This window comes from Sphingopyxis sp. NFH-91 (assembly GCF_021401285.1).
GTDB classification, from domain to species: domain Bacteria; phylum Pseudomonadota; class Alphaproteobacteria; order Sphingomonadales; family Sphingomonadaceae; genus Sphingopyxis; species Sphingopyxis terrae_A.
Genome location: NZ_JACBGA010000006.1, coordinates 43,840 through 68,631, shown reverse-complemented (window position 1 = coordinate 68,631; position 24,792 = coordinate 43,840). Strand labels below are relative to the sequence as shown.

Here is a 24,792-nt window from a genome sequence, read left to right as displayed (position 1 = left end):
TCAACAGCGGCCGGCACGCCGGTCAGGTTCCGCAAAAGGTCGTATAGGGTCCGAAGCCTTCGGGCGCCGGGTGGGCAAAAGCCTCCCACTCGCCCCGCGGCACGAACGGCTGACGCACGACATCGAGCAGTTCGAGCCACGCCGTCATATCGCCGGCCTCGGCGCCGGCGAGCGCCGCCTCGACCAGATGATTGCGCGGGATATAGAGCGGGTTGACCCGGTCCATCGCGTCGGCGCATTCAAGCGGCCCTGCGGGCTCGCGCTCGATCAGCGCCCACCATTCGGCGATCCACGGCGCCATGGCATCGGGCGCCGGGAGCAGCGCCTGCAACATATCGCCCTCGCCGCGAAGCAGCATGGCGAGCGCACGGAAGAACAGCGTGAAATCGACCTGATGCGCCTCTAGCTGATCGAACAAGCCGTCGATCAGCTCCGCATCGCCCTCGCCCGGCTGCGTCAGCCCGAGCTTCGCGCGCATCCGCGCAAACCAGGCCGCGCGAAAGCGTTCGGGAATGGCGTTGGCAAGCGCCTTCGCCTCTTCGACATCGCCGGGCTCGACCGCATGGATCGCCGGAAGCAGCGCCTCGGCGAAGCGCGCCATGTTCCAGTGCAAGATTTGCGGCTGGCGGCCATAGGAATAGCGTCCGTTCGCGTCGATCGAGCTGAAGACGGTGTTCACCGCAAAGCGGTCCATGAAGGCGCAGGGGCCATAGTCGATCGTCTCGCCGCTGATCGCGACATTGTCGGTGTTCATCACCCCGTGGATGAAGCCGACGCCGAGCCAGCTTGCGACGAGATCGCACTGCAGGCCGATCACCCGGTCGAGCAGCGCCAGATGCGGATTGGCCGCCTCGGCAAGCTCGGGAAAATGGCGGCGCACGGCATAGTCCGACAGTTGCGCGACATGGTCGGCGCCGAAATGCGCGGCGAAGAACTGAAAGGTGCCGACGCGGATATGGCTGCTCGCGATGCGCGTCAGCACGGCGCCGGGGTGTGCCTGCTCACGCTGGACGCGATCGCCGGTGGCCACCGCGGCGAGCGCGCGCGTCGTTGCGACGCCCATCGCCGCCATCGCCTCGGACACGAGGAACTCGCGCAGCACGGGACCGATCGCGGCCTTGCCGTCACCGTTGCGCGAAAAGGGCGTCGGCCCCGAGCCTTTGAGCTGGACGTCGAACCGCGCCCCGTCGGGGGCGACGATCTCGCCGAGCAGCAGCGCGCGGCCGTCGCCCAGTTGCGGCGAGAAATGCCCGAACTGATGCCCCGCATAGGCGAGCGCCAACGGGTTGGCGCCGCCGGGCATTTCCTCGCCCGAAAAGATCCGGGCGAGCTGCGCATCGCTCACGCCCGCCGCATCGATCCCCAACCGTTCGGCAAGCGCATGGTTGAAGATCAACAGCTTCGGCGCCGACGGCTTCGCCGCCTCCGCGGGCGCATAAAAGCCCGGCATGGCGTCGTGAAAACTATTGTCGAACGCAAAATCCATGGCCGGCTCCCTAGGGTCAGGATCCTAGGGTAGCAATGTCGGTCGAAGCGCCAACGATTGCAACCCGGACCAATACAGGATGAACGCCAGCATCCGTCGCCCCACGCGATATATCGCGAAGCAGCGTCCACTCGCCGCGCAGCGGATTTCAATCCTTGCAGCGAGTTGCAAAAGCACAGCCAGTGATCGCCAAAAAGATAGTATATTGAAACGGAGTCCATTTCCGCGTCAGCGAAAGCGATGCTGAATCCTCGTCGATCGACGAATGCATAATAGCATCCAATTTGGCTCGAAATAAATTATCGTTCGTTGACAAATATTTGTAGCGGTGAAAAAGCTCTTGCCGATCGAAGTTTGAACAAGGGCCGGGCACCTCCAGTGGATAGGACTGCACCAGCCTCGAAGGCCCCGCCGGATGGCGGGGCCTTCAACTTTTCTGCCAATGCGCGCAAGCTCGACGCATACAAGCAAGGTTCAGACAGCGCGCGGCAAGGGGCAGCAGCCCGATTCGAAATTCCGCGCAATTTGAAAGAGATCAATGCAAATTCTGCAGCAAGCCGCCGCCGATTATCACGGCCTCATTCTCGATATCGGCGCGACGACAGGCCTCCCCGATGCGATGCTGCACTTGCATGCGGGAATGCTCATCTTCCTCGCGACAGCGCTCGTGATGCGCCGGGGCCTGGATGACATATTGCCGCTGGGCATCGTCATCATCGCCGCCTGCGGCAACGAAGTGCTCGACCGGATCAATCTCGGCAACTGGAACTGGCCCGACACGCGTATGGACCTGTTCCACACGATCGTCTGGCCGCTCGCGACCCTCCTCGTTGCCCGGGCCGTTCGCGGCCGCCGTTCTGGCGCCGCCGACAGGAAAGTCCCGGCCGAGCCCGCTATCGAGCCGGCCGCGGCCAACCCCGACTTCACCTGAAACACGGCGCGCCGGTCCAACCCCGGCCTGCGAATTGGCGATTGCAGCGCGCTTCCGCTTTTGCTAGCGGCCCGCACCGTGACCTCGGGTTGCCTGGAAACAGGCATGAAAAGGGAAGACCGGTCGATCCGGCGCTGCCCCCGCAACTGTAGTCCGGCGAGGTGGATGCAATCATGCCACTGGAAGCTTGTCTTCCGGGAAGGCCGCATCCCACCGCTGACCCGGCGAGCCAGGAGACCTGCCAGGGCGTCGCCGTTATCTGCACGCGGGCGGGGTGTACCGGGCGCAGGCGAGGATCCTCGCGTGACGGCAAGCCGTTACGCTGGAGGTACTCGTGAAGTCATTTTTCTGGAAATCCACCTTGTCGCTCGTGGCCGTTGCCGCAGCCTCGCCCGCATGGGCGCAGGACGCTGATCCCGATGGTTCGACGATCACCGTCGTCGGCGATCTGCTCGGCGCCGACCAAAGCAACGCCTCGGTCTCGATCATCGACGCCGCCGCCATCCGCCGCGCCCAGAACGGCACCGCCGCCGATTTGATCGCGCGGTTGCCCGGGGTCAGCATCACCCAATATGGCACGCTCGGCAGCGTATCGAATGTGCGCATCCGCGGCGCCGAGGGCGAACAGACGCTCGTCGTCATCGACGGGGTGCGCGTCGGCGACCCCTCCTCGCCGGGCGGCGGCTTCGACTTCGCCAATCTGATGCTCGGCGCGATCGACCGCATCGAGGTGCTGCGCGGCGCGAACAGCCTGCCGTGGGGCAGCCAGGCGATCGGCGGGGTCGTCGCCATCTCGACCACCGAGCCCGGCGCGGTCGGCGGCGCGACAAGCGGCCGGATCGGCGCCGAATATGGCGCGCGCGATACGGCGCGGGTCAACGGCCAGTTCCGCGCCGACCTCGGCGCGTCGCAATTCGGCCTCGGCGGCGGCTATGTCCGCACCGACGGGATCAGCAATGCCGCGGTCGGCATCGAACGCGACGGCTACCGCCAATATGCGCTCAACCTCACCAACCGGACCGTGATCGGCAATACGCTGACCGTCCGCGCCTTCGGCCTTTACGCCGACAGCCGCGTCGATCTCGACGGCTTCGCGCCGCCGACCTACAGCTTCGGCGACACCGCCGAATATCAAAAGACGCGCGAGCATTATGCCGCCGTCTCGGTCGAACACCGCCCGGGCGGCAACGCGAGCACGACCGGCTTTTCGCACAAGCTCGCCTTCGGCTTTGCCGACATCAACCGCGACAATTACGACCCGGCGGCCGGCAGCGATCCGAGCTTCAAGGCGCGCGGACGCAGCGAGCGGCTTTCGTACAGCATCGACTGGCTGACCGCGGGCAACGCGAGCGGACAGCAAGTGCGGCTGATCGCGGGCGCCGAGCGCGAATGGACGCGCTCGCTGACCGCCGACGCCTTTTCGAGCGACCGCGGCCGCACCGCGACCACGGGACTTTGGGCGATGATCGTCGGCAAGCCGACCCAGACGCTGTCGCTGACCGCGGGGGTGCGCCGCGACGATCACCGCGACTTTGGCGGCGCGACCAGCCTCGCCTTCGATGCGGGGCAGAAGCTCGGCGATCATGTCGCGCTGCGCGCGAGCTACCGCGAAGGCTTCAAGGCGCCGACGCTGTTCCAGCTTTCGGACACCGCAGGCGCCTATGGCAATCCCGATCTGCAGCCCGAACGCGCCCGCGCCTATGAAGTCGGGGTGCGCATCGCTGCCGCTCCGAGCGCGGTCATCGACATCGCCTGGTATCGCCGCGACACGCGCAATCTTATCGATTTCGTGAGCTGCCCCGCCGGCCCCAATCCCCTGCCCCCCATCTGCGCGACGGGCAACCGTCCTTTCGGCACCTACGACAATATCAACCGCGCGCGCGGCCAAGGGGTCGAGGTCGAAGGCGCGGTACAGCTGTCGCCGGGACTGCGCTTCAGCGCCAACTACAGCCTCGTCGTCGCCACCGACCGCACCCCCGGTTCGGTCTACGAGGGCAACCGGCTGGCGCGGCGCCCCAAGCATCTTGCCAATGCCGAACTCGGCTGGACGCCCGGCGGCGCCTTTGCTGGCGCCGACCTGTCGGTCGCCGCGCGCTATGCGGGCAAAAGCTTCGACGATCGCGCGAACAATGTGACGCTGGACGATTATTGGCTGGTCGATCTGCGCGCAAGCTACCCGCTCGTTGCCGGAATCGAAGTCTATGGCCGCATCGAAAATCTGTTCGACACCGATTATCAGACTGTGGCGGGCTATGGCACTGTGGGCCGCTCGGCCTATGTCGGGGTCCGCTGGGCTTTCTGATGCGCGCGGGAGCGGCCCTTGCGATGCTGGCGGCCCTTTCGGCCTGCCAGCCGCGCGGGCCGCTCCCCGCCCTTCACGGCATCGTCAGCATCGATTATTGCGCCGACCAGATGCTCCTCGGGCTCGTGCCCCGGGAGCGCATCCGCGCCGTTTCCTTCGAGGCGGCGAGCGACAGCGCCTTTGCCGCGCCGCGCGCCGCGGGTCTGCCGCGGCTGCGCCCGCAGCTCGAGGATATTGCGATGCTGCGCCCCGCGGTCGTCGTGCGCTCCTATGGCGGCAGCGCGAAGCTCGACCGCCAGCTTGAGGCGATGGGGATAAAGGTCGTGCAGCTCGGCTATGCCGGCACGCTCGCCGATGTCCGAAGCCAGATGCTCCAGGCAGGCGAGGCGCTCGGCGCCGACCCGCGCGCCGCGGGGCTGGTCAAGGCCTTCGATGCCGAGGTCGCCGCCGCGCGCCGAGGCGGCGGGCACGCGGGAACCGCGCTCTACATTACCCCGGGCGATGTGACGACCGGTCCGGGCTCGCTGGTCGCGGAGGTCATGGCGGCGGCGGGCTTCACCCCCTATCGCACCCGCCCCGGCTGGGGCAGTCTGCCGATCGAGGCGATGGTGCGCCGCCCGCCCGATCTGGTGTTCCGTGCCTTTTTCGACAGCGCGCGCTATCGGCAGGATTATTGGACCGCCTCGCGCCACCCCGTCGTAGCCGAAGCCACGCGCCATGCCCGCGATGTCGAGGTGCCCGGTGGCTGGCTCTCGTGTGGCAATTGGTTGACGGGGCACGCGGTCAGGGCGCTCGCCGATGCGCGAAGGGATATGCGATGACGCGCCTCAACCTGACCCTTGCCGCGCTGCTGCTGCTCGCCGCGCTGCTCGCGCTCGCAACCGGCCCCGATGGCGTGTCGCCATCGCTGCTCGCCGGCTGGCTCGGCGGGCATGACCCCGCCGCGGCAATCATCCTTGCCGACATCAGGCTGCCGCGCGTGCTCAGCGCCGCGGTCGTCGGCGCGTCGCTCGGCCTATGCGGCGCCGCGCTGCAAGGGCTGACGCGCAACCCGCTCGCCGAACCCGGCATCCTTGGCGTCTCGGCGGCGGCGACGCTCGGGGCGACGCTGACGCTCTATTTCGGGCTCGCGGCACTCTTCCCCTGGGCGCTTCCCCTTGGCGCCATCGCGGGCGCCGCGCTCGCGACCCTGCTCCTCGCCTCGGCGGCGGTGCGGACACAAGGCATGGCAAGCCTGATCCTCGTCGGCGTCGGCCTCTCGAGCCTCGCGGGCGCGCTGATGGCGCTGATCCTCAACTTCGCGCCCAATCCCTTTTCGCTCTCCGATCTCGTCAACTGGACGCTCGGGTCGGTCGCCAACCGGTCGCTCGCCGATCTCGCGATGACCGCGCCGCTGATCCTCGTCGGCGCGCTGTTCCTGTTCGCCCAGCGCGCGAACCTGTCGCTGCTCACGCTTGGCGAGACTGCTGCCGCGGCGCACGGCCTTGACGTCCGCCGCACCCGCATCGCGATCGTCGCCGGAACCGGAATCGCGACCGGCGCTGCGGTGGCGCTGGCCGGCGCGGTCGGCTTCGTCGGGATCGTCGCGCCGCATTTGGTTCGCCCGTGGACGGGGCACGATCCGGGGCGGACACTGGCGCCGTCGGCGTGGCTGGGCGCGCTGCTCCTCGTGCTTGCCGATCTCGTTGTGCGCATCCTGCCGACAGACAACGAGCTGCGCCTCGGCGTCGTCGCCGCGCTCGCGGGCGCGCCCGTCTTCACGCTCATCGTGCTGCGCCGCGGCCGTGGAGGTGCGCATGACTGACGACCTGATCATCGAGGCGCTGCGCGTCGAGGCGCAAGGAACGCCCCTAATCGACGATATCAGTGCCCGCTTCCACCCGGGGCAGCTGACCGCGATCGTCGGCCCCAATGGCGCAGGCAAATCGACGCTGCTTCGCGCGGTGGCGGGCGTCGTGCCAGCGCAGGGCACGATTCGCATGGGCGCCGCCGACGTCACTTCACTGCGCCCCGCCGAACGCGCGCGGCGGCTTGCCTATCTGCCGCAGGTGCACGAACTCGCCTGGGACATCAGCGTTGCAGACATGGTCGCGCTCGGCCGCTTCGCCTATGGCGCCGCACCGGGACGGCTCTCGGCCGAGGACAAGGCAGCCGTCGACCGCGCAATGGCGGCAACGGGCTGCACCGATCTGGCCCACCGCGGCGTTACCAGCCTGTCGGGCGGCGAGGCGGCCCTCGCCTGCCTCGCACGCGTCCTCGCCGCCGAAACGCCGGTCCTGCTCGTCGACGAACCCGTCGCGGCGCTCGATCCCGCCAATCAATATCGCGTGATGGAATGCCTCGCCGCGCTTGCCGCCGATGGCCGCACGGTGGTCGCGGTGCTCCATGACCTGTCGCTGGTCGCACAATTTGCCGACACGGTGCTGTGGATCGGCGGCGGCCAGCTTGCTGCGCTAACGCCCGCAACCCACGATGCTTTTGCGCAGCATGTCCCGGCGCTCTTCATCCGCGAGCCCGTCTTTGCCAGCGACGGATCGAGCGCGCTCTATTTTCGTCGCAGCCAAAGCACGTAACGCACCCTTTGCTTCTGGCGCCTAAGCCCTTCAGAATTGACCGCGCCGCGCTAAGCGCTAGGCAGGCGGTGCAAGGAGGCGATGGGTGAAGGTGTTTGTTACCGGCGGTGCCGGCTATATTGGCAGCCACACGCTCGTTCAGCTTTTGGCGGCGGGGCATGAGGTGTGCGTGTTCGACAATTTCGCGAACAGTTCGCCCGTCGCGCTTGACCGGGTGCGGCAATTGACCAACCGCGACATGGGGCTGGTCGAAGCAGACATTCGCGACGCCGACGCGCTGTGCGATGCGGTGACCACATTTGCGCCCGACGCCGTCGTGCATTTCGCCGGGCTCAAGGCCGTCGGGGAATCGAGCGATCTCCCGCTCCTCTATTATCAGACCAACGTCAGCGGCACGATGAATCTGCTTGCGGCGATGGATGCGGCCGGGTGCAAGCGGATCGTCTTCTCCTCATCGGCAACCGTCTATGGCGAGGCACATTATCTGCCGTTCGACGAGGATCATCCGATCGCCCCCACCAACCCCTATGGCCGGACCAAGGCGATGGCCGAGGGTGTCATAGGCGACTGGGCCAAAGCGACCCCGGACGCATCGGCGGTGCTGCTGCGCTATTTCAATCCCGTGGGCGCGCATGAATCGGGCCGGATCGGCGAAGACCCGCAGGGCATCCCCAATAATCTGATGCCTTTCATCGCGCAGGTGGCGGTGGGCCGGCGCGAAAAGCTTGCGATCTTCGGCGACGATTATGACACCCGTGACGGCACCGGCGAGCGCGACTATATCCACGTCGTCGATCTCGCCGCCGCGCATCTCGCGGCGATCGACTACAGTGGGCGCGCCATCGGCTGCGAGGCGATCAACGTGGGAACCGGTACCGGCATCACCGTCAAGGAACTCGTCGCCGCCTACGAGCGCGCCTGCGGCCACGCCATCGCCCTCGAAATCGCCCCGCGTCGACCAGGTGACGTCGCAAGCAGCGTTGCCGCAACGACAAAGGCTTTCGACCGGCTCGGGTGGCGCGCTTACCTCGCTGCGGACGCTATGTGTGCTAGTAGTTGGCGGTGGCAGTCGGAGAATCCGGGTGGGTTTGAAAATAACTGACAGCCTAACAGCGGGAACCAATGCATCCGGGCCGAGTTTGCGTTCTTGGAGCGGAGAGTGTTTCGCGATGCGCCTAATATTTTCCTCCGGAGCGGGGACTTTCAGATTGCTGAAGCGTAACTGCTCCCTTGAGCGCAACCTCGCTAGCACCTATCGGGTGCTTCGAGGTGTTGGATATTCATCTGAAATTGGTCAATAAATGATGATCTCCGACGATAAATACTGGCGTCATTTTCGCGCCGCCATCCTGAACTTCATTGTTGATCGGCCCCGTCGTCAGCGCCAGCTCACGGCGGTGGCCGTTGACGGGATGCTCTGCTTCGCAGCGGTGGTGATCGCCTTTTCGCTGCGGCTCGGCGTCTGGGACCTTGCGTCAAGGCCGATCCTGATCTTTAGCGCCATCGCGCTGGCATTATGGTATCCCATGGCCTGGAGAGCGGGTGTCTATCGTTCACTCGTCCGCTATTCAGGTGCTCGCACTGTTGCCGATCTCGTTATCGCCTGCGGTCTGCTTACTCTGCCGCTGGTCGCGATCCTCGTAACCTTCCGCATCCACGACGTACCTCGCACACTAGGCGTCCTGCACCCGATTATCTTCCTCCTGCTGCTGGCGTCGAGCCGTATCTTTGTCCGCTTCGCCCTGCTCGACCTGCTCAAGGTCGTCGATGTCGACGCCCGCCGTGTGCTCGTCTACGGAGCCGGCCGCGCCGGGCAGCAGCTCGCACTGTCGCTGCGACACGAACCGAAGGTCCATCTCGTAGGCTTCATCGACGACGATCTGCGACTCGACGGACAGCGCCTCGACGGTACGCCCGTCTTCGGTTCCACCCGGCTGGAGCGTCTGCTCGACGATACGCATGTGGATGAAGTATTGCTTGCGATCCCCAGCGCGTCGCGCACGCGGCGGCGCGAGATTATCGAAACCCTCCAGAACGAAGGGATTTATGTCCGCTCGCTGCCGAATCTGACCAACGTTATCGACGGCAGCATCACCGTAAGCGATCTACGCGAAATCCAGATTGAGGAGCTGCTCGGTCGCGAAACCGTCGCCGCGAACGAGCTGCTGATGGGCAAGACGATCGTCGGCAAGACTGTGTTGATCTCGGGCGCCGGGGGATCGATCGGCAGTGAGCTTTGCCGCCAGATTGTCCGTTGCGGCCCTGCCCGATTGATCCTGCTTGAACAGTCCGAATACGGGCTTTACGCGATCGAGCAGGAACTCGGCGAGTTGATGCAAGAGCTTGGCGTCGATGTCCCGCTGATCCCTGAGCTTGCCAATGTGTCCGAACGCTCGTCGATGACGCGCATCTATCGACACTACCGGCCTGATACGGTCTTCCACGCCGCGGCCTACAAACATGTGCCGCTCGTGGAGGCGAACCCGCTGTCAGGATTGCGCAACAATATCATGGGGACGCTTCACAGCGTCGAGGCGGCGGAGGCCGCAGGGGTTTCGAACTTCATCCTGATCAGTACCGACAAGGCGGTGCGCCCGACGAACATCATGGGTGCCTCGAAGCGCGTGTGCGAACTGATCCTTCAGGCGCGTGCCGAACAGCCGGGCTCGAAAACGATCTTCAGCATGGTCCGGTTCGGCAACGTCCTCGGTTCGAGTGGGTCGGTCGTCCCTCGCTTCAAGGCGCAGATTGCCGCCGGCGGCCCGGTCACCGTCACCGACCGCGAGATCACCCGCTATTTCATGACGATCCCCGAAGCCGCGCAGCTCGTCATACAGGCGAGCGCGATGGCGAAGGGCGGCGAAGTGTTCGTGCTCGATATGGGCCAGCCGGTGAAGATCATCGAGCTTGCCCGCACCATGATTCGCCTGTCGGGACTTTCGATCCGTGACAGCGACAATCCCGACGGTGATATCGAGATCGTAGAAACCGGCCTGCGGCCCGGCGAAAAGCTCTATGAGGAGTTGCTGATCGGCGACAATCCGCAGTCAACGAATCATCCCCGAATCATGCGCGCGCGTGAAATCCTGTGGCCTTGGGCCGACCTTGAGCAGGCGCTCGCCCAGCTCGACGGAGCGATCCGCCAGTTCGGCGATGCCGATGCGGCAGTTCGGATCATCGCGCGACTCGTTCCCGAATTCGCACCCGAGAAGACCGGAAAGATCAGCGCTTAAAGCCCAATCTGATCGAGCAGCCGGGCGTTCACCTGATGGACGTCATATTTATCCTGCGCGATCTTGCGGCTTGCAGCGCCCATGCGCTCGCGAAGCCCTGCATCCGATCCCAGCTCGATCATCGCCCGCGCCAGCGCGTCGGGATCTTTCAAGGGCACCAGCCGGCCGTTGAGCCCGTCGACCGTCGTTTCGCGGCAGCCGGGCGCGTCGGTCGTGACGATCGGCCGACCCATGGCCATCGCCTCCAGCACAGTGCGCGGCGTACCTTCGCGCCAGGACGGCAAAACGAAGACCGACGCCTCGGCGAGTGCGGGCCGGACGTCGTCGAGCAGGCCGAGATATTCGATCCCGTCGGCGATCCATTCGTCGAGCTCGGCGCGCGTCACCGCATCTGGCCCGGTATCTAGCATTCCGGCGATCCGTATCCGCGTGCCCGGAACCGCTGCCCGCACGGCCCGACTTGCCTCGGCTAGCTCATAGAGCCCTTTGCTGTGAAGCAGCCGCGCGATCGTCAGGAACACCGGTCGATCGGGGAGCGCGGTCAGCGCGAACTGATCGAGATTGATCCCCGATCCGTTGACCATCACCACCTTCGCGGTTTCGTTCAGGCAACCCGCCGCGATGAAATCGTCGCGATCGTCGGGGTTCTGGAAAATGACATGGATGTTGGCATTGGTCGCCAGCCGGTACAGACCCTGCGCGATTTTCTGCGTCAGTTTGCGAATCACGCCGCTCCGCTCGATGAAAGCGAAGCCAAGGCCCGTCACCATACTCGCCGACCGTGCGCCCGCCTTTTGCGCGGCGAGGCTGCCCCAAATATTGGGCTTGATCGTATAGTTGAGCACGAAATCGATCCGCTGCTCGCGGATCAGTCGGACCATGCTGCGGTAATAGAGAATGTCGCCGGTGAACGAGACCTTGGTCCGCTTGAGCGCGATATCGTGCGGGATTGCTCCCATCCGCCGGAAATGGTCGGCGAATTCGCCTCGCAATTCGGGCGACGCTACATGCACCTCGTGCCCCCGTCGGATCATCTCCTCGGCGAGCGCAGACCGGAAGTTGTAGAGATAGTGGGCGTGGGACCCGTTGATCAGAATTCTGGCCATATTTCCGTTTCGTCCTGCGCGCCCGCTTGACGCCTTCCCGCACGACGCGTCAAGAGCGGACTTGAGCCGGCACGCGAACTCGCGGCTCGTTGCAAGGGTATGAAAGATAATGCGTATTGCGGTCGCCGGCGCCACGGGCTTTCTCGGACGACATCTGGTCGGTCGTCTTGCGGCGAAAGATGTCGGCATGGTGCCGCTCGGGCGTACTGAGGATGCCGCGACGCTTGGGCAAAAACTTGCCGGATGCGATGTGCTGATAAACTGCGCCGGTGAAAAGAGCGGAATCGGGCCCGCAGCCGAGGACGCCAATGTCGCGCTGCCCGAAAGCTTGTTTCTCGCCGCCGCCGCTGCCAGCGTTCCGGCCTTTGTCCATGTCAGCAGCGTTGCCGCCTTGACCGGTGTGACGCGCGCCGGAGAGACGGTGTCCGACGAGTATCGGGGCCGGCCGACGACACCCTACGGGATCAGCAAACGTCGTGGTGACGACAGACTTTTGCACCTCGCGTCCTGTCATCCCGCAACGCGGCTTACGATCCTACGCCCGCCGATCCTCATCGGAGCCGACGCGGGCGGCCCCTTTGCAATGCTGCGTGCGGCGGCGCGGCGCGGCCTGCCGCTGCCGGTCGGCGGCATGAACAACCGGCGCAGTATCGTCCACGTCGACAATTTCGCCGCCGCGCTGCTCGCGGCCGCTAAAGCCGGTCTCGCGGGACCCTATATCGTCACCGACTCCGCGCCGATTTCGACCGCCGAATTCTATGCGCGCATATCGCGCGCGCTTGGCCGCAAGCCCCGGGTGTTTTCGATCGGCGGGGTCGGACGCGGGCTCCTGCGACGGCTCATCGGCCAGCGCGGCGACAGCCTGTTCGGCGACGCCGCCTTTTCGGGAGAGCGTTTCGCCAAGGACTGTCCACTCGATTGGCCCGTCCCCGCGGATTCGCTGATCGAGCGTGCGGTCGCGCCTTAACGCTTCGCGGCGTCTCCGCGGCCGCCGCCGCCGAATGTGTGGAGCAGGATCCGTATATCGCCCGCGAGGCTCTGGTTCGCGACATATTCGCCGTCGATCGCCGCAAGTCGCTCAGGCTCCGACATATCGACCCCCTGCACCTGCGCCAGCCCAGTCACCCCGGGCCGGACGCGAAATACGCCATGACGCTCGCGCGCATCGATCAGTTCGTGCTGAATCGGGAGGCACGGCCGCGGACCGACCAGACTCATGTCGCCGCGCAGCACGCAAATGAGCTGCGGTAATTCGTCGAGCTTCAGCTTGCGGATCAGCGCGCTGGACCACGAAATGCGCGTGACCGCGACTTCGTGCGACGGACGGTCTCCGGTCGTCGGCGCCATCGTGCGGATCTTGTAGAGGCGAAATGGTCGCTGATCGCGGCCGACGCGCCATTGCACGAACAGCGGGTTGGCGCGGAACTCCAGCCCCGAAAACAGCGCCGCGAGAAGGCAGACGAAGACCGCCGGTACCAACAGCAGCGCCGACATCACCAGGTCGAACCCGCGTTTCAGCATCGCGCCGCGCTCAATTCGCCCGCTGCGCGTCGAGCCACGCCTGGAACATCAATATGTCCCAGACATGGTAATGCCAGCGCCGCCGGCCGCTCCGCGTCTCGCTCCACAGACGGCGTACCTCGTCGACGTCGAAGAAGCCCTCGCGCTGCAGCCGGTCTTCAGCGAGCAGATCGTCGGCCCAGTTGCGCAGCGGACCCTGCAGCCAGTGATCGATCGGCACGCCGAACCCCATCTTGGGTCGCTCCATTATTTCGCGTGGAACGTAACGGTATAGAAGCTGACGCAGCGGCCACTTCGACGCCCCTTCTCGAAGCTTGTAGTCGAGCGGCAACGCGAGAGCGAATTCGACAACCCGGTGATCGAGAAGCGGCACGCGCGATTCGAGGCTAACCGCCATGCTCGCGCGGTCGACCTTCACGAGGATGTCGTCGGGCAGATAGGTCCGCATGTCGAGATACATCATGCGATCGCGGAAATCGCTACCCTCCCAGTCCGGGTCGTGGGCAGTGAGGAGCGTCTCTGGCTCGCGCGCGCCGGGAACGAGCCGATCTGGGTGCTTCGCATGCGAAATTAACGAGCGGTAGAAATCATCCGAGCGCTCGACGTCGAGGACGTCGGCAAGCTTGAGTAGACGGTCGCCGACCGCAAGCGTCCGCAGTTTCGACGGGGCAACCTTCATGATCGCGTCGATTGCCCGCCCCGGGGTCAGTCGCAGTGCAGCAGCTGCCGCCTTGCGCATCCCGCGCGGCAGCTTTCCGAGCCGGCGCCAGATATCATAACCCTGCGCATAGCGATTATAGCCGCAGAGCAGTTCGTCGCCGCCGTCGCCCGACAGGCTGACGGTCACTTCGGTCCGCGCCAGCTTGCTGACTAGCAGCGTCGGGATTTGGGAAGAATCGGCAAAGGGCTCATCCCAGTGATGCGGCAACAACGGAATCTGGTCGAGCGCGTCCTGCGGCGTAACGTAAAGCTCGGTATGGTCGGTGCCCAAATGCGCTGCGACGCGCTTCGCATGATGGGCCTCGTCATATTCGGCTTCCGAAAAGCCGATCGAGAAGGTTTTCACGGGCCGCCGCGACTGCGCCTGCATCAAGGCGACGATCGTGCTCGAATCATAGCCGCCCGACAGGAAGGCACCGAGCGGGACGTCGGCGGCCATGCGGATATTGACCGCATCGCTTAGCAGCCTGTCGAGCGCATCGACCGATGCTTCGGCCGAACCCGCGAAGGGATTGGCGCGCGCCGCGCGCGCCTTTTCGGCGATGTCCCAATAGGCGACCGGCTCGGGAAGCGTACGGTCGTCGGGGCCGATTTCCAGATAATGCGCGGACGGCAGTTTCAGGATGTCGTCGTAGATAGAATAGGGGCCTGGCACATAATTGTGCCGCAGAAACAGCGCCAGCGCATTGCGGTTAACACCGCCCCGCCACGCGGCATGCTGGCGCAGCGCCTTTAGCTCAGACCCGAAAAGAAGTGTCGAACCCTGCATCCCGTAATAAAGTGGCTTTTCGCCCATTCTGTCACGGGCGAGGTAGAGCTTGCGTTCTGCGCGGTCCCACAGTGCAAAGGCGAACATCCCGTTTGCGCGTTGCAGCGTGCCGAGCATACCCCACACCGAAAAGCCCGCGAGTAATGTTTCGGTGTCCGAATGGCCGCGCCACGCGACAGCACCCGCGGTCTCGAGCTCGCGGCGCATGTTGAGATGATTGTAGATCTCGCCATTGTAGCTCAGCACATAGCGGCCGTCGGTGCTGAGCATCGGCTGGTGTCCCGCGGGCGACAGGTCAATGATCGCAAGGCGGCGATGCGCCAGCGCGATCCCCGCATCGCTATCGACCCAATAGCCGTCGCTGTCGGGTCCGCGGTGGACGATGGTGTCCGCCATTCGCCGCAGCTGCGCTTCACCGTCGGCAAAGCCCGTCCGATCGAGGAACCCCGTAAAGCCACACATCAATCGTCTCTTTTCAGCATCGATTCGTAGAGTTCGGCATAAGCTTCCACAGTGGCGCCGAGCTCGTATTTGGCGACAATCCTCGCGCGCGCCGCTTCGCCCATTTCGCCACGGCGCGCAAGGTCCATCGCGGCAATTTCGCATATCGCCGCAGCCATTTGGCACGGGTCGCCCGGTCGGACGATCCGGCCGGTCTGGCCCATTAATCGCGTGCAGTCGCCCACGTCGGTGGCGATGCACGGTAGGCCGGTAGCCATCGCCTCGCCAATCACGTTCGGGAACGCCTCGCTCGTTGATGACAGGCAGAAGAGGTCGAACCCGGGCAGGATCGCCTCGATATCGCTGCGTCGGCCCAGCAGATGGAGACGCGCGCGCGGAAGATTTTCCCGCCAAGGCGCGAGCGCTTCGCTGTCCGGTCCCAGCCCTTCGCCCACCATAGCGACATGCATGTCCAGCTGTTTTGCCATTGCAGCTGACGCCGCGGCCAGAAAAGTCGGAACATCCTTTTGGGGGTGGAGACGACCGACGAAGCCTAGTACCGGCGTCCCGGGCCCGACCCCCAGCGCCGCCCGGAATGCCAACCGCGCCGCCGCATCCGGACGCCAGCGCGTCGTATCGAACCCGTTCGGAATCACCCGTCCGGGCGGGGCCACAAAGCCGAAGCCCTCATGGTGTGCCCGCGACTGATAGCTATTGTAGATGATTGCACGCGGTCGCGAAGACAGCCGTCTGAGCAAACGGATTACAGCCCGCGTTCCATTCTTCTCGGTACCGATATCATAAAGAGACTGTCGGATATTCCACGACGTCGCCGCCGAACGCTCGAAAATTCCTACCGCTAGCTCCGCAAAGAGATTGCCGTGGTACATCCATCCTTGCACAATGTTAGGCCGAAAATCGCGCATCAGGCGACGCAAGCGCGCAATGCTTGAAATCGCGAACCCTGCGCCCGCAAGCTCTAGCGTATCAACCGCAATTCCCTGCTTGCGCAGTACTGGCCCATAATGGCCAGCGCCTCCAAGCGACAGGACGCGATGGTCGAACCTTCGACCAAGATCGCTTTCGAGCAGGTTGACCAGCGAACGCTCGGCGCCCCCCTGGCCGAGCCCAGTGATTATGTGGAGAATGCGTGCGCTCACGAGGGAAGGCGTCTTGCCGTGTAGCCTAACCACATCAGGACTGAGGACCGCGAACCCGAATGCGCGCGCGCGGTGCGTCATCGGTCACGATAGCAACTTGCCTGTACGCAATAAATATACCCAAGAAAGTATAAATTATCCGATTAAAAGATGAAATATTGTAAACTAGGTCGCTCCGGATAACATAGAAGCACATGAGAGATCCACAAAGGAAAAGCGGTATCCGCTTATATCCGCTCCAGCGATAGATAGCCTTTGAGAACCACATCAGTATCGCGTTGTGGAGAATTATCCACAAGAATATCCCAAACATACCGAACAGACCATAGAAGTTAGCATAGATGTTGGAGGCAAGGCCATATTCAAGACCCGGGAAGAGGATTTCCTGGAAATTGAAGCCAACGAGTCGCGGATCCAGATCGAAAAAAATCGACAAGAAGGGAACCAGCGACAGAAGAACGCTAATGAGCGACTCAAACGGCACACGATAGTCGTACATCAGCACGGTGTTAAGGATCGCCTGCGTTGCAAATGGCTCCGAATTCTTGATCGAGCCCACATAGACCTCAGGATCCGACAATCGCGTCAGGGCGCGGGCATATTCGCCATATTTGATGTCGATATAAACTTGCTTATAGATGAAAACGAAGAAGATGAGAATAATCGCCGGCACGACGGTCTTGAGAGAAAAAATTCGTTTCGTTCCAATGATGGATACATAATAAAGAATCATGGCGACGCCCGTGACGGCTAGGTAGGAACGAAAACCTACGAAAACGGCGAATGCCACCGTTCCCAAGCCGCATATCAGCGGGATAGTCCGGCGAGACGCGACGCCGACAAAGGCGCATATCTGCGACAGGGCGCTGAATAGGATCCAGAATCGGCCCTGTGATGCTAGGACATTGTTCTTGTCCGGGTCGAGCAGAGCACTTCCTGATTCCGCGAATGCGAGCGCCAGCGAAACAATCGTGGCGAACGACAGCACTAGATCGAAGGTTGCCGAGGTCTCGATCGGCTTCGCCACAATATGCGAATTGGGCCGGTAGATGATCGAAAATACGATATTTCCGACCAGCGCAGCGCAAAAGACCCAGTATGTTTCGGGGATCAGCGGTACCAGAGGGGGCGTATCGGGCAGATAGGGATCAAGTACGAAACCGATGAAGCCGGGTAGAAAATATAGCGTGAGACCAAAGAAGGACGCCGAAAGAAAATCTACCGCACGCCGCGAAAAAATATGAAATATAGCGCCAAAAATGACGACAGCTATAAACACTTGTTGCGCTAGCGGCATTGACATCAATTCGCATTTCTCAGAAATATAGGAGCGTGGTCAAGACAAGGTGGCGCCGATGTTCCGAATCGCAGCATCACGCCAAGCGACTCGCTACGAAGGACCGGATGGCGGGAATATCACCGCTGTGACGAAGATTGAAACTGTGGCACTTCTTTTCCGATGAAAATCCTCTTCCTTCTGTCATCCATGGAGGCCGGCGGTGCCGAGAGAGTTGCAGCCCTACTTGCCAGCGCTTGGGCCGACCGCGGCGACGATGTGATCCTCATGCCGACATTTTCGGGCGGCGGCAATTGCGCCTATCCGCTTTCTCCCTCGGTAAAACTACGTTTTTTATCCGACGTTGTCGGTTCAAATCCTAGCAAACTTGCGCGCCTTAGAGCGCTCCGAAGCTTCATAAAGAGCGCGCGCCCTGAAGTCATTCTCTCATTTCTGCCGCACGTGAATAGCGCCGCGCTCGCCGCTTCAGCAGGGCTCAGGATTCCCGTTATCGCCTGTGAGCGAACCTATCCTCCCAAACTTCTGCCGCCCCTCCCGCTGCTGTATCGGATCGCACGCCGACTAACCTATCCTTTTGCTACCGCGCTTGTTGGGCAAACCGAAGCAACCGCTGCATGGCTGCGCGCACGCGGTGGGCGAGCCCTAATTTGCGTCATTCCAAATCCTGTTGCCGATCCGCTTCCTTCGAGCCCCCCGGAAGTTCGGCCGAACGAGGTGCTGGCCCCAGACCGAAAGGTCGTCCTTTGGGCCGGCCGGTTCGAGGAATCGAAGCGCGCCGACGTTCTGATCGATGCCTTTGCGCGCATCGCCTGCGCTTTACCCGACTGGGACGTTGTCCTGCTCGGAGACGGTCCGGCGCGCTCTTCAGCTATTGCGCTCGCAAGGCGTCATGCACTGGAAGGCCGAATCCATCTTCCCGGCTTCGCGGGAAACCTGATCGACTGGTACGCGCGCGCGGGCGCGTTCGTCATGACATCCTCCTACGAAGGCTTTCCGAATGCCCTGCTGGAGGCGATGGCGCATGGGTTGCCCTCGATAGCCTTCGATGTGCTAACTGGCCCAGCAGACCTAAGCGCCGGCGGCCGGCGACTCATCCTCCTGCCCGACCGCAATCATATCAGCGCGCTCGCATCCACACTTTCGACTCTGCTAGCTAACGAAGAGCAGCGCGCCGAACTTGGCCGCGCAGCGCTCGAAACCGCCACCGACTATTCAAGGAATCATGTTCTCGCGATGTGGGACGACCTGTTTGCGAAGGTCGTCCGTTCAGGATTGGCGACGGAAACGGAACTCTGAGCAACCAGTGCCGAACAGCCCGAGCTTTGGATGGAGTTCGAGCACAAGTTCAGGTTCGAAACCACGCGCGCGCATGAATTTGATGATTTCTTGCTCGGAGGCCGATTCATAGGGATAGCCGCCGAGCCAGTCGTCGATGTCATTATAGAAGTTCATCCCGCGCTGGCTCTTGTACTCGGCGATGAACTTCGACGGACGTATTCCAGTCAACAGCAGGCGTAGCTTGTATCCCGCGACATAGGGCACGCGGATGAGCGAGCGGAAAATCGATGGACCATTTGTGAAAATCTTCTTCTCGACCTTCCACGCCCAGCATAGCGGCGTCTTGCGATAGATGGCGAGGACGAACTGGCCGCCCGCGGCGACGTGAGTAGCCGCCTTGTCGATCGCATCCCACATCGCGCCGGTGTGATGCAGCACACCCCAAGAATAGACGATGTCGAACGTTCCAAGATCGCGCGCTTGGGGATCGAGGATCGACACGAGCCGCCCCTCAACGTTCTTTCCGGCCCAGTTCGCCGCCAAGACCTTGCGCGTCGTTTCGATCGAGTTGGCGTCGATATCGACCGCCATCACCGACTTGGCGCCGAGACGCAGCGCCGCAAGGCTGTGGAGCCCCGATCCGCTGCCGATGTCGAGGAAGGTCCGCCCTTCGATATCTTCCCTCGGGATCAGCTTGAGGACACCCGCTTCGGCGTGCCGGATCGCCTCGTCGTCGATCTTCTCCGAATAATCCTTCCAGTTTGCACCGAATTCAAAGTGGGTCGAAACATCGGTCAGGCTTGCAGACATTCTAAAAAAAGCTCCATGGCCCGCGCATTTGCAGGCAGACGATTCAAATCAGCTCAAAGCGGGCGCCTGCGGGCCCGAAAAACGACAACGCGGCTCAGCGCGAGACGCGCGGGCCCGAAATTCATTGCGACGAGGATCGCGCAATAGACGGCTATCCCTGCGAAAATCTGAACTCCGAGCCGTACCAATGCCACAGTCCAGCCGGTGGCGCCATATGACCATCGATCAATGCCCTGGAGGATTGCGGCCATAGCGGCTACCGCCACCACTATCTTTCCGAGATCGGCAATCGGCAGCGAGACCGTCCCTGGCAACCGGGTCGAAACGAGCGCCGCGATGGTACAGCCGGCCGCCGCCGCGATCAGGCTGGCCCACGCCGCGCCTGCACCGCCATAGGCGGGAATCAGCGCGAAACACCCGGCAACGAGCAGGCCGATCATCACCCCGGCGTTGACGATCGGCAGCACCGTGCGCTTGGCGATCTGGTATCTGAGATCGACAACGAACGACTTCAGGTTCATGAAAAATGCGGTCGCCGCGAACAGGCCGAGCGATATCGCAGCGTCGGCGCGGATCGCCTTGCCGGTGATCATCCACGCCAAATCATCGGCGACGAAATGCAGGCCGACCGCGCTCGGCAACAGTAAACCGACGAACAGCAGGATATATTGCGAATAGAGTTTCCGCTCTTCCCGGCCCTCTTGCGCCGAATGCAGTTCGAGCAGCCGGGGGTAGAAGGCTTGGCTGAGTGAGGAGGCCATCATTCCGATCGAAAAGATCGCAAGATCGGCGCCCGCAGCGTAACCTGCCACAGCGTCGACGCCCTGTTTGGCCCCAAGAATATAGCGATCGAGGCTGGTTCCGAGCTGAACCAGCAGGATCGAAAAGGACAAAGGCAGACCATAGCGCGCGAGATGCCCGAGGATCGTGCGGTCGACATGGCGCGGGCGTACGCCGTCGGCCCACGTCAGAAAGCGCGGAATCAGCAGTGGTAACCAATAGGCGAGTCCGAGCGCGAACATGAAATGATCGAAGCGCCGTGACACGAAAAAGGCCGCCAGCGGCAGCGCGAGCGTCAGCAGCAGCTTGGCGATCTGGAGCTGGACGAACAGCGCGGGACGGCGCTGTAACGTCAGCTGCACATTGCTGTATTCGTACACCGAATAACCGCTCAGCAGCATCAGCATGCCGATCGTCATCTCCGCTGTAATCGACCGTCCTGAGAGCAGGATGACAGCAAGTGCGGCCGACGCGGACAGCACTCCCGACAGCAACAGCGCAAACAATCCGCTGCTCTGCAACCGTACGCGGTCGGGAACTTCGGCGTACATGCGGTACACCGACTGGATCACCCAGGTGCAGAACAGGGCGTTGAACAGCGCCGAGGTCGTGATCGTCAGAGTGTAGACGCCATAGTCCGCAGGCCCGAGAAGCCGCGAGAAAATGGCAATCGAAGCGATAGTGAGAAGGGCGGCGAGTGCCCGACCGACCATGTAGATACCGCTAGCCCGGATCACGAAATGCCCTCCCTTCCCGCCGCTAGGAAGAATGCGCCAAGCCGCTTCTTAAAGCCGCAGGTCCGCATCTTCGAGGGGAAGCACGCCCTTCACGTCGACGAGGATCGCATCATCCTTACCGAATGCGCGGAGCGCCGCGGCGCCGCCTTCGATGAATTCGCGATGCGCCACAGCGAGGACGACCGCGTCGTAGCCGGCACCCGGCTTTGTGATCACGTCGAGGCTATACTCGTGCCGCGCTTCCTCGGCGTCGACCCACGGGTCGTAAACGTCAACCTCGGCCCCATACTCGGCAAGTTCGCTAATCACGTCGACAACCCGCGTGTTGCGGATGTCGGGGCAATTCTCCTTGAATGCAAGGCCGAGCAGCAGGATGCGTGCACCCTGCACCGGCAGCCCGCGCTTGATCATCAGCCGCACCGTCTGGCTAGCGATATAGCCCCCCATTCCGTCGTTGACGCGCCGCCCGGCCAGAATGACCTCGGGGTGATAACCGACCGCCTGCGCCTTATGCGTCAGGTAGTAGGGATCGACACCGATGCAGTGTCCGCCGACAAGCCCCGGTGTGAATTTCAGGAAATTCCACTTCGTCCCCGCTGCGGAAAGGACGCTGTGCGTGTCAATGCCAAGCTTGCCAAAGATGATCGACAGCTCGTTCATCAGTGCGATGTTGAGGTCGCGCTGGGTGTTCTCGATGACCTTTGCCGCTTCGGCGACGCGAATACTCTCTGCCTTGAAGGTTCCGGCCGTGATGATCTCCGCGTAGAGGCGGTCGACCCACTCGGCGACCTCCGCCGTCGAACCGCTCGTGACCTTACGGATGGTCGCCAGGCGATGCTCCTTGTCGCCGGGATTGATCCGCTCGGGGCTGTAGCCGCAAAAGAAATCCTCGTTAAACTTTAGCCCGCTCACGCGTTCGAGGATCGGCACGCAATCCTCTTCGGTGCAGCCCGGATAGACCGTGCTTTCATAGATTACGATGTCGCCGCGCTTCAGCGCCCTGCCGACTGTCTCCGATGCTTTGACGAGCGGGGTCAGGTCAGGGCGCTTGTGCGCGTCAATCGGGGTGGGAACGGTGACGATGAAAACGCGCGCCGCCGACAGATCGTTGGCGTCGCAGGAAAAGCCGAGGCGCGCCGCTGCGGCGAGTTCCTCGGCTGTCGTCTCCAGAGTATCGTCACGACCTTCGCGAAGCGCCGCGATGCGCTCCTGGTTGATGTCGAAACCGGTAACGTCGCGCAAACGGCCGAATTCGACTGCAAGCGGCAGGCCGACATAGCCGAGGCCGATAACGGCGATCGGCGCCGAGGCAAAATCAGGCAGGGAAGATATGGCGGTCATTTTTGGAAATAATCCCTGTACCAAGCGACGAACTGCGCGACGCCGTCGCGGAAATCTGTCTGCGGACGATAGCCGGTCAGCTTTTCAAGCAGACTGGCGTCGGCCCAGGTTGCGGGCACATCACCCATCTGCATCGGCATCAGATTACGTTCAGCCTTGCGGCCCAGCGATTCTTCGATCGCGGCGACGAAGTCGAGCAGGCGGACCTTGTCGTTGTTACCGATATTGACGATGCGGAACGGCGCGACCGGCGACAGGCTGTCGCCTTCCTCGACATCACCGGCCGACGCCGGGCGCTGCGGCACGGCATCGATCAGCAGCCGGATACCGCGAACCAGATCCTCGACGTAGGTAAAGTCGCGATACATGTCGCCGCCGTTGTAGAGGTCGATCGGACGGCCATCGAGGATTGCATCGACGAACTTGTAGAGCGCCATGTCCGGGCGGCCCCACGGCCCATAGACCGTGAAGAAACGGAACATCGTCGTCGGCACGTTCCAAAGGTGCGCATGTGCATGCCCCATCGATTCTGTCGCTTTCTTGGTCGCGGCGTAGATGGTGAGCGGGGTATCAGCCTTTTCGATTTCCTGAAACGGCATGTCCTCGTTTGCGCCGTAGACCGACGAGGTCGACGCCATGAGCAGGTGACCGACATTGTTCCGGCGCGCCGCCTCCATGACGTTGAAGGTCCCGATGACGTTCGCCTGCAGATAAGCGTGCGGATTTTCGAGCGAATAGCGCACGCCGGCCTGCGCCGCGAGATGGACGATCGCGTCGGGCTGGAAGGCATCGATGACTTCGTCGATCCGCTCGCGATCCTCAAGCATCGCCTCGGTCGCCTGGAACGCCTGGCTCTGAAGCAGGATCTGGTGACGGCGACGCTTCAGATTGACGTCATAATAGTCGGTCATGCCGTCGAAACCGGCGACCTCAAACCCTTCGGCGAGAAGTAGTTTCGCCAGATGGAATCCAATAAAGCCGGCCGTGCCGGTCACGAAAATTTTGCGGCCCACGCGTTTCTCCACAGCAAAAAAATCAGAACTAGGATCGTAGAGAGTCCGCTGCAGTCGGTGCGGCGCCCACACGACGTAGACTCAACTGGTGGACCTCCACGTCGACACCCTCCGTGCTCGTAGACGTGTCGAATTCAAGCGTCGCCCAATACCAGCCACAGCTGGTAACGCGAACGTCTAACGTCGCGTTCCCCGTTGCTCGTCCAAGCGAAGCTGGAGCAATCGACGCAGCAGTCTTCGACCGTTCGGCGCAAGCAAGTCGGAATTTCAGAGATGCATCAGTATTTGCTGGCAGCCCCGACACCTTCCATCGCAGGCGATAGCGACCGGGAGCACCAATTTGAACGAGCTGGCGCGCAGCGATACCCGAAGAGCCCGGAAGGCTTGACAGCACGAGCCGTCCCGCCTCCGGTTCGATATCGGCACCGATGTCGCCCGATTGTAGCAACTCCCAATCTAGAGGGACGAAGCGCGGCTCATGCCTGAAATCCGAATTTGCAAGGATTTCGCTGGTCGATCCCCGCTTGAGACCCAGCGCCTGCGAGAGCTTCAACGCGGCGCCGGGATCAAGATTGGCCAGCTCGCGTATCAGGAGAAAATCGCTCTCTTCCGGTGTGTTAAGGTTCCAAGGCGAGCCCGCAATCTTCTGACGAACCCTCGCGCCGTTGAGAACGAGCGCGCTGTTGCCCGCAACGGTCGTCCAATATTCCCGTCCCCATTCGGGTCTACGACCAAGCAGCGGCGGCAGCGCGCTAAGCGCGCCGGGGTTCACCGTCGCCGCCGCCATGCGTCCAACGTAAAGATCTCGAACCTTGTAGCTGACCGCCATCGCCCGTCCCAGCAGCAGAATGGCTCGTTTCGGCTCGTTGCGCTTCATGGCATCGTCGATCAGCATCGCGTTGACCAGATTGTCGCGCCGCGTCAGTCTGCCGGCGGAGCCGAGCAACAGTTCGGCCTGCCCTGTTTTGCCCTGCCTCACCTCCGATTGGACAAGAATCGGCAAGGATCCTTTTGCGAGAGGCTCAGAAGCGAAAGCCTGACTGGCCAGCTCGACTTCACGCCTCGAGGGCTTTGAGTTAGGATTCTTCGCGATACGCACAGCCTGCAGCAGGCTTGCAAGCGACGCACGGGCAGCGCCGTCGAAAGGCATGCCCAGCGCCAAGGAGCGCGCCGGCGCCCGCCTCTGATTGACGATAGCAAAGCTCTGTAGGGCGGCGGCCACGCCTGTGACGAGGCCGATGCCAAGGAGCAGATAGGATTTGCCTGACAGTCGCATCTTCTTTGACCAAACCGC

The 24,792-nt window shown here is 62.9% G+C and carries 20 protein-coding genes and 1 riboswitch; of the genes, 9 read left to right on the top strand and 11 right to left on the bottom strand.

Annotated features, from left to right (window positions below; translation table 11 throughout):
* Positions 1–22: 22 nt before the first annotated feature.
* Positions 23–1,486 carry a protein adenylyltransferase SelO gene (locus L0963_RS13780; protein ID WP_234180090.1) on the bottom strand — a complete coding sequence of 488 codons (1,464 nt, stop codon included), beginning with the start codon at positions 1,484–1,486 and terminating at the stop codon, positions 23–25.
* A gap of 538 nt (positions 1,487–2,024) precedes the next feature.
* On the opposite strand from L0963_RS13780, the gene L0963_RS13775 reads away from it, so the two are divergent.
* From L0963_RS13775 to L0963_RS13745, 7 genes are all read left to right on the top strand, one after another.
* Positions 2,025–2,417 carry a hypothetical protein gene (locus L0963_RS13775; RefSeq protein ID WP_234180088.1) on the top strand — a complete coding sequence of 131 codons (393 nt, stop codon included), beginning with the start codon at positions 2,025–2,027 and terminating at the stop codon, positions 2,415–2,417.
* Positions 2,418–2,487: 70 nt separating this feature from the next.
* A riboswitch (cobalamin riboswitch) is annotated at positions 2,488–2,677 on the top strand.
* 74 nt (positions 2,678–2,751) lie between these two features.
* Positions 2,752–4,719, top strand: a complete 1,968-nt coding sequence (locus tag L0963_RS13770) for a TonB-dependent receptor plug domain-containing protein (RefSeq protein ID WP_234180086.1) — start codon at positions 2,752–2,754, stop codon at positions 4,717–4,719.
* A 23-nt stretch (positions 4,720–4,742) separates the two neighbouring features.
* Positions 4,743–5,540 carry an ABC transporter substrate-binding protein gene (locus L0963_RS13765; protein ID WP_234180084.1) on the top strand — a complete coding sequence of 266 codons (798 nt, stop codon included), beginning with the start codon at positions 4,743–4,745 and terminating at the stop codon, positions 5,538–5,540.
* Positions 5,537–6,523, top strand: coding sequence for a FecCD family ABC transporter permease (locus tag L0963_RS13760; RefSeq protein WP_234180081.1), 987 nt, complete (start codon positions 5,537–5,539; stop codon positions 6,521–6,523). The genes L0963_RS13765 and L0963_RS13760 overlap by 4 nt, the downstream gene beginning before the upstream one ends.
* Positions 6,516–7,292 carry an ABC transporter ATP-binding protein gene (locus tag L0963_RS13755; protein ID WP_234180079.1) on the top strand — a complete coding sequence of 259 codons (777 nt, stop codon included), beginning with the start codon at positions 6,516–6,518 and terminating at the stop codon, positions 7,290–7,292. Before L0963_RS13760 ends, L0963_RS13755 begins: the two co-directional genes overlap by 8 nt.
* A gap of 85 nt (positions 7,293–7,377) precedes the next feature.
* Positions 7,378–8,394 (top strand): UDP-glucose 4-epimerase GalE, encoded by a 1,017-nt coding sequence (gene galE, locus L0963_RS13750; RefSeq protein WP_234180077.1) that lies wholly within the window; start codon positions 7,378–7,380, stop codon positions 8,392–8,394.
* A 295-nt stretch (positions 8,395–8,689) separates the two neighbouring features.
* Complete coding sequence (locus tag L0963_RS13745) at positions 8,690–10,525, top strand: polysaccharide biosynthesis protein (protein WP_234180075.1); 1,836 nt, start codon at positions 8,690–8,692, stop codon at positions 10,523–10,525.
* Here L0963_RS13745 and L0963_RS13740 read toward each other — a convergent pair.
* The gene (locus tag L0963_RS13740) at positions 10,522–11,631 is read right to left on the bottom strand and encodes a glycosyltransferase family 4 protein (RefSeq protein WP_003044750.1); all 1,110 of its coding nucleotides are present in this window, start codon (positions 11,629–11,631) and stop codon (positions 10,522–10,524) included. The two genes, L0963_RS13745 and L0963_RS13740, sit on opposite strands and share 4 nt — an antisense overlap.
* Before the next feature lie 109 nt (positions 11,632–11,740).
* Here L0963_RS13740 and L0963_RS13735 point away from each other — a divergent pair, with 109 nt between their 5' ends.
* Positions 11,741–12,598 carry an NAD-dependent epimerase/dehydratase family protein gene (locus L0963_RS13735; protein WP_003044752.1) on the top strand — a complete coding sequence of 286 codons (858 nt, stop codon included), beginning with the start codon at positions 11,741–11,743 and terminating at the stop codon, positions 12,596–12,598.
* On the opposite strand, the gene L0963_RS13730 is transcribed toward L0963_RS13735, so the two are convergent.
* Genes L0963_RS13730 through L0963_RS13715 form a run of 4 tightly spaced genes read right to left on the bottom strand, consistent with a single transcriptional unit; the run spans position 12,595 to position 17,545 of the window.
* On the bottom strand, positions 12,595–13,152 hold the full coding sequence (locus L0963_RS13730) for a sugar transferase (protein ID WP_234180073.1): 558 nt from the start codon (positions 13,150–13,152) through the stop codon (positions 12,595–12,597). The genes L0963_RS13735 and L0963_RS13730 overlap by 4 nt on opposite strands.
* Positions 13,153–13,162: 10 nt before the next feature.
* Positions 13,163–15,103, bottom strand: coding sequence for an asparagine synthase (glutamine-hydrolyzing) (gene asnB / locus L0963_RS13725; RefSeq protein WP_234180071.1), 1,941 nt, complete (start codon positions 15,101–15,103; stop codon positions 13,163–13,165).
* Positions 15,103–16,242 (bottom strand): glycosyltransferase, encoded by a 1,140-nt coding sequence (locus L0963_RS13720; protein ID WP_234180070.1) that lies wholly within the window; start codon positions 16,240–16,242, stop codon positions 15,103–15,105. The genes asnB and L0963_RS13720 overlap by 1 nt, the downstream gene beginning before the upstream one ends.
* 34 nt (positions 16,243–16,276) lie before the next feature.
* Entirely contained in the window at positions 16,277–17,545 is a 1,269-nt protein-coding gene (locus tag L0963_RS13715) for a hypothetical protein (protein ID WP_234180068.1), read from the bottom strand.
* A 156-nt stretch (positions 17,546–17,701) separates the two neighbouring features.
* Here L0963_RS13715 and L0963_RS13710 point away from each other — a divergent pair, with 156 nt between their 5' ends.
* Positions 17,702–18,835, top strand: coding sequence for a glycosyltransferase family 4 protein (locus L0963_RS13710; RefSeq protein ID WP_234180066.1), 1,134 nt, complete (start codon positions 17,702–17,704; stop codon positions 18,833–18,835).
* Here the strand turns inward: L0963_RS13710 and L0963_RS13705 are convergent.
* From L0963_RS13705 to L0963_RS13685, 5 genes are read right to left on the bottom strand one after another with little or no spacing between them, the layout of a single operon-like run.
* The gene (locus tag L0963_RS13705) at positions 18,806–19,627 is read right to left on the bottom strand and encodes a class I SAM-dependent methyltransferase (protein WP_234180064.1); all 822 of its coding nucleotides are present in this window, start codon (positions 19,625–19,627) and stop codon (positions 18,806–18,808) included. The genes L0963_RS13710 and L0963_RS13705 overlap by 30 nt on opposite strands.
* A 53-nt stretch (positions 19,628–19,680) precedes the next feature.
* Positions 19,681–21,144: a lipopolysaccharide biosynthesis protein gene (locus L0963_RS13700; RefSeq protein WP_234180062.1), complete on the bottom strand. Its 1,464-nt coding sequence runs from the start codon at positions 21,142–21,144 to the stop codon at positions 19,681–19,683.
* A gap of 48 nt (positions 21,145–21,192) precedes the next feature.
* Entirely contained in the window at positions 21,193–22,485 is a 1,293-nt protein-coding gene (gene tviB / locus L0963_RS13695) for a Vi polysaccharide biosynthesis UDP-N-acetylglucosamine C-6 dehydrogenase TviB (RefSeq protein ID WP_234180060.1), read from the bottom strand.
* Complete coding sequence (locus tag L0963_RS13690) at positions 22,482–23,480, bottom strand: NAD-dependent epimerase/dehydratase family protein (protein ID WP_234180058.1); 999 nt, start codon at positions 23,478–23,480, stop codon at positions 22,482–22,484. The genes tviB and L0963_RS13690 overlap by 4 nt, the downstream gene beginning before the upstream one ends.
* 46 nt (positions 23,481–23,526) lie before the next feature.
* On the bottom strand, positions 23,527–24,774 hold the full coding sequence (locus L0963_RS13685; RefSeq protein ID WP_234180057.1) for a hypothetical protein: 1,248 nt from the start codon (positions 24,772–24,774) through the stop codon (positions 23,527–23,529).
* Positions 24,775–24,792 lie beyond the last annotated feature (18 nt).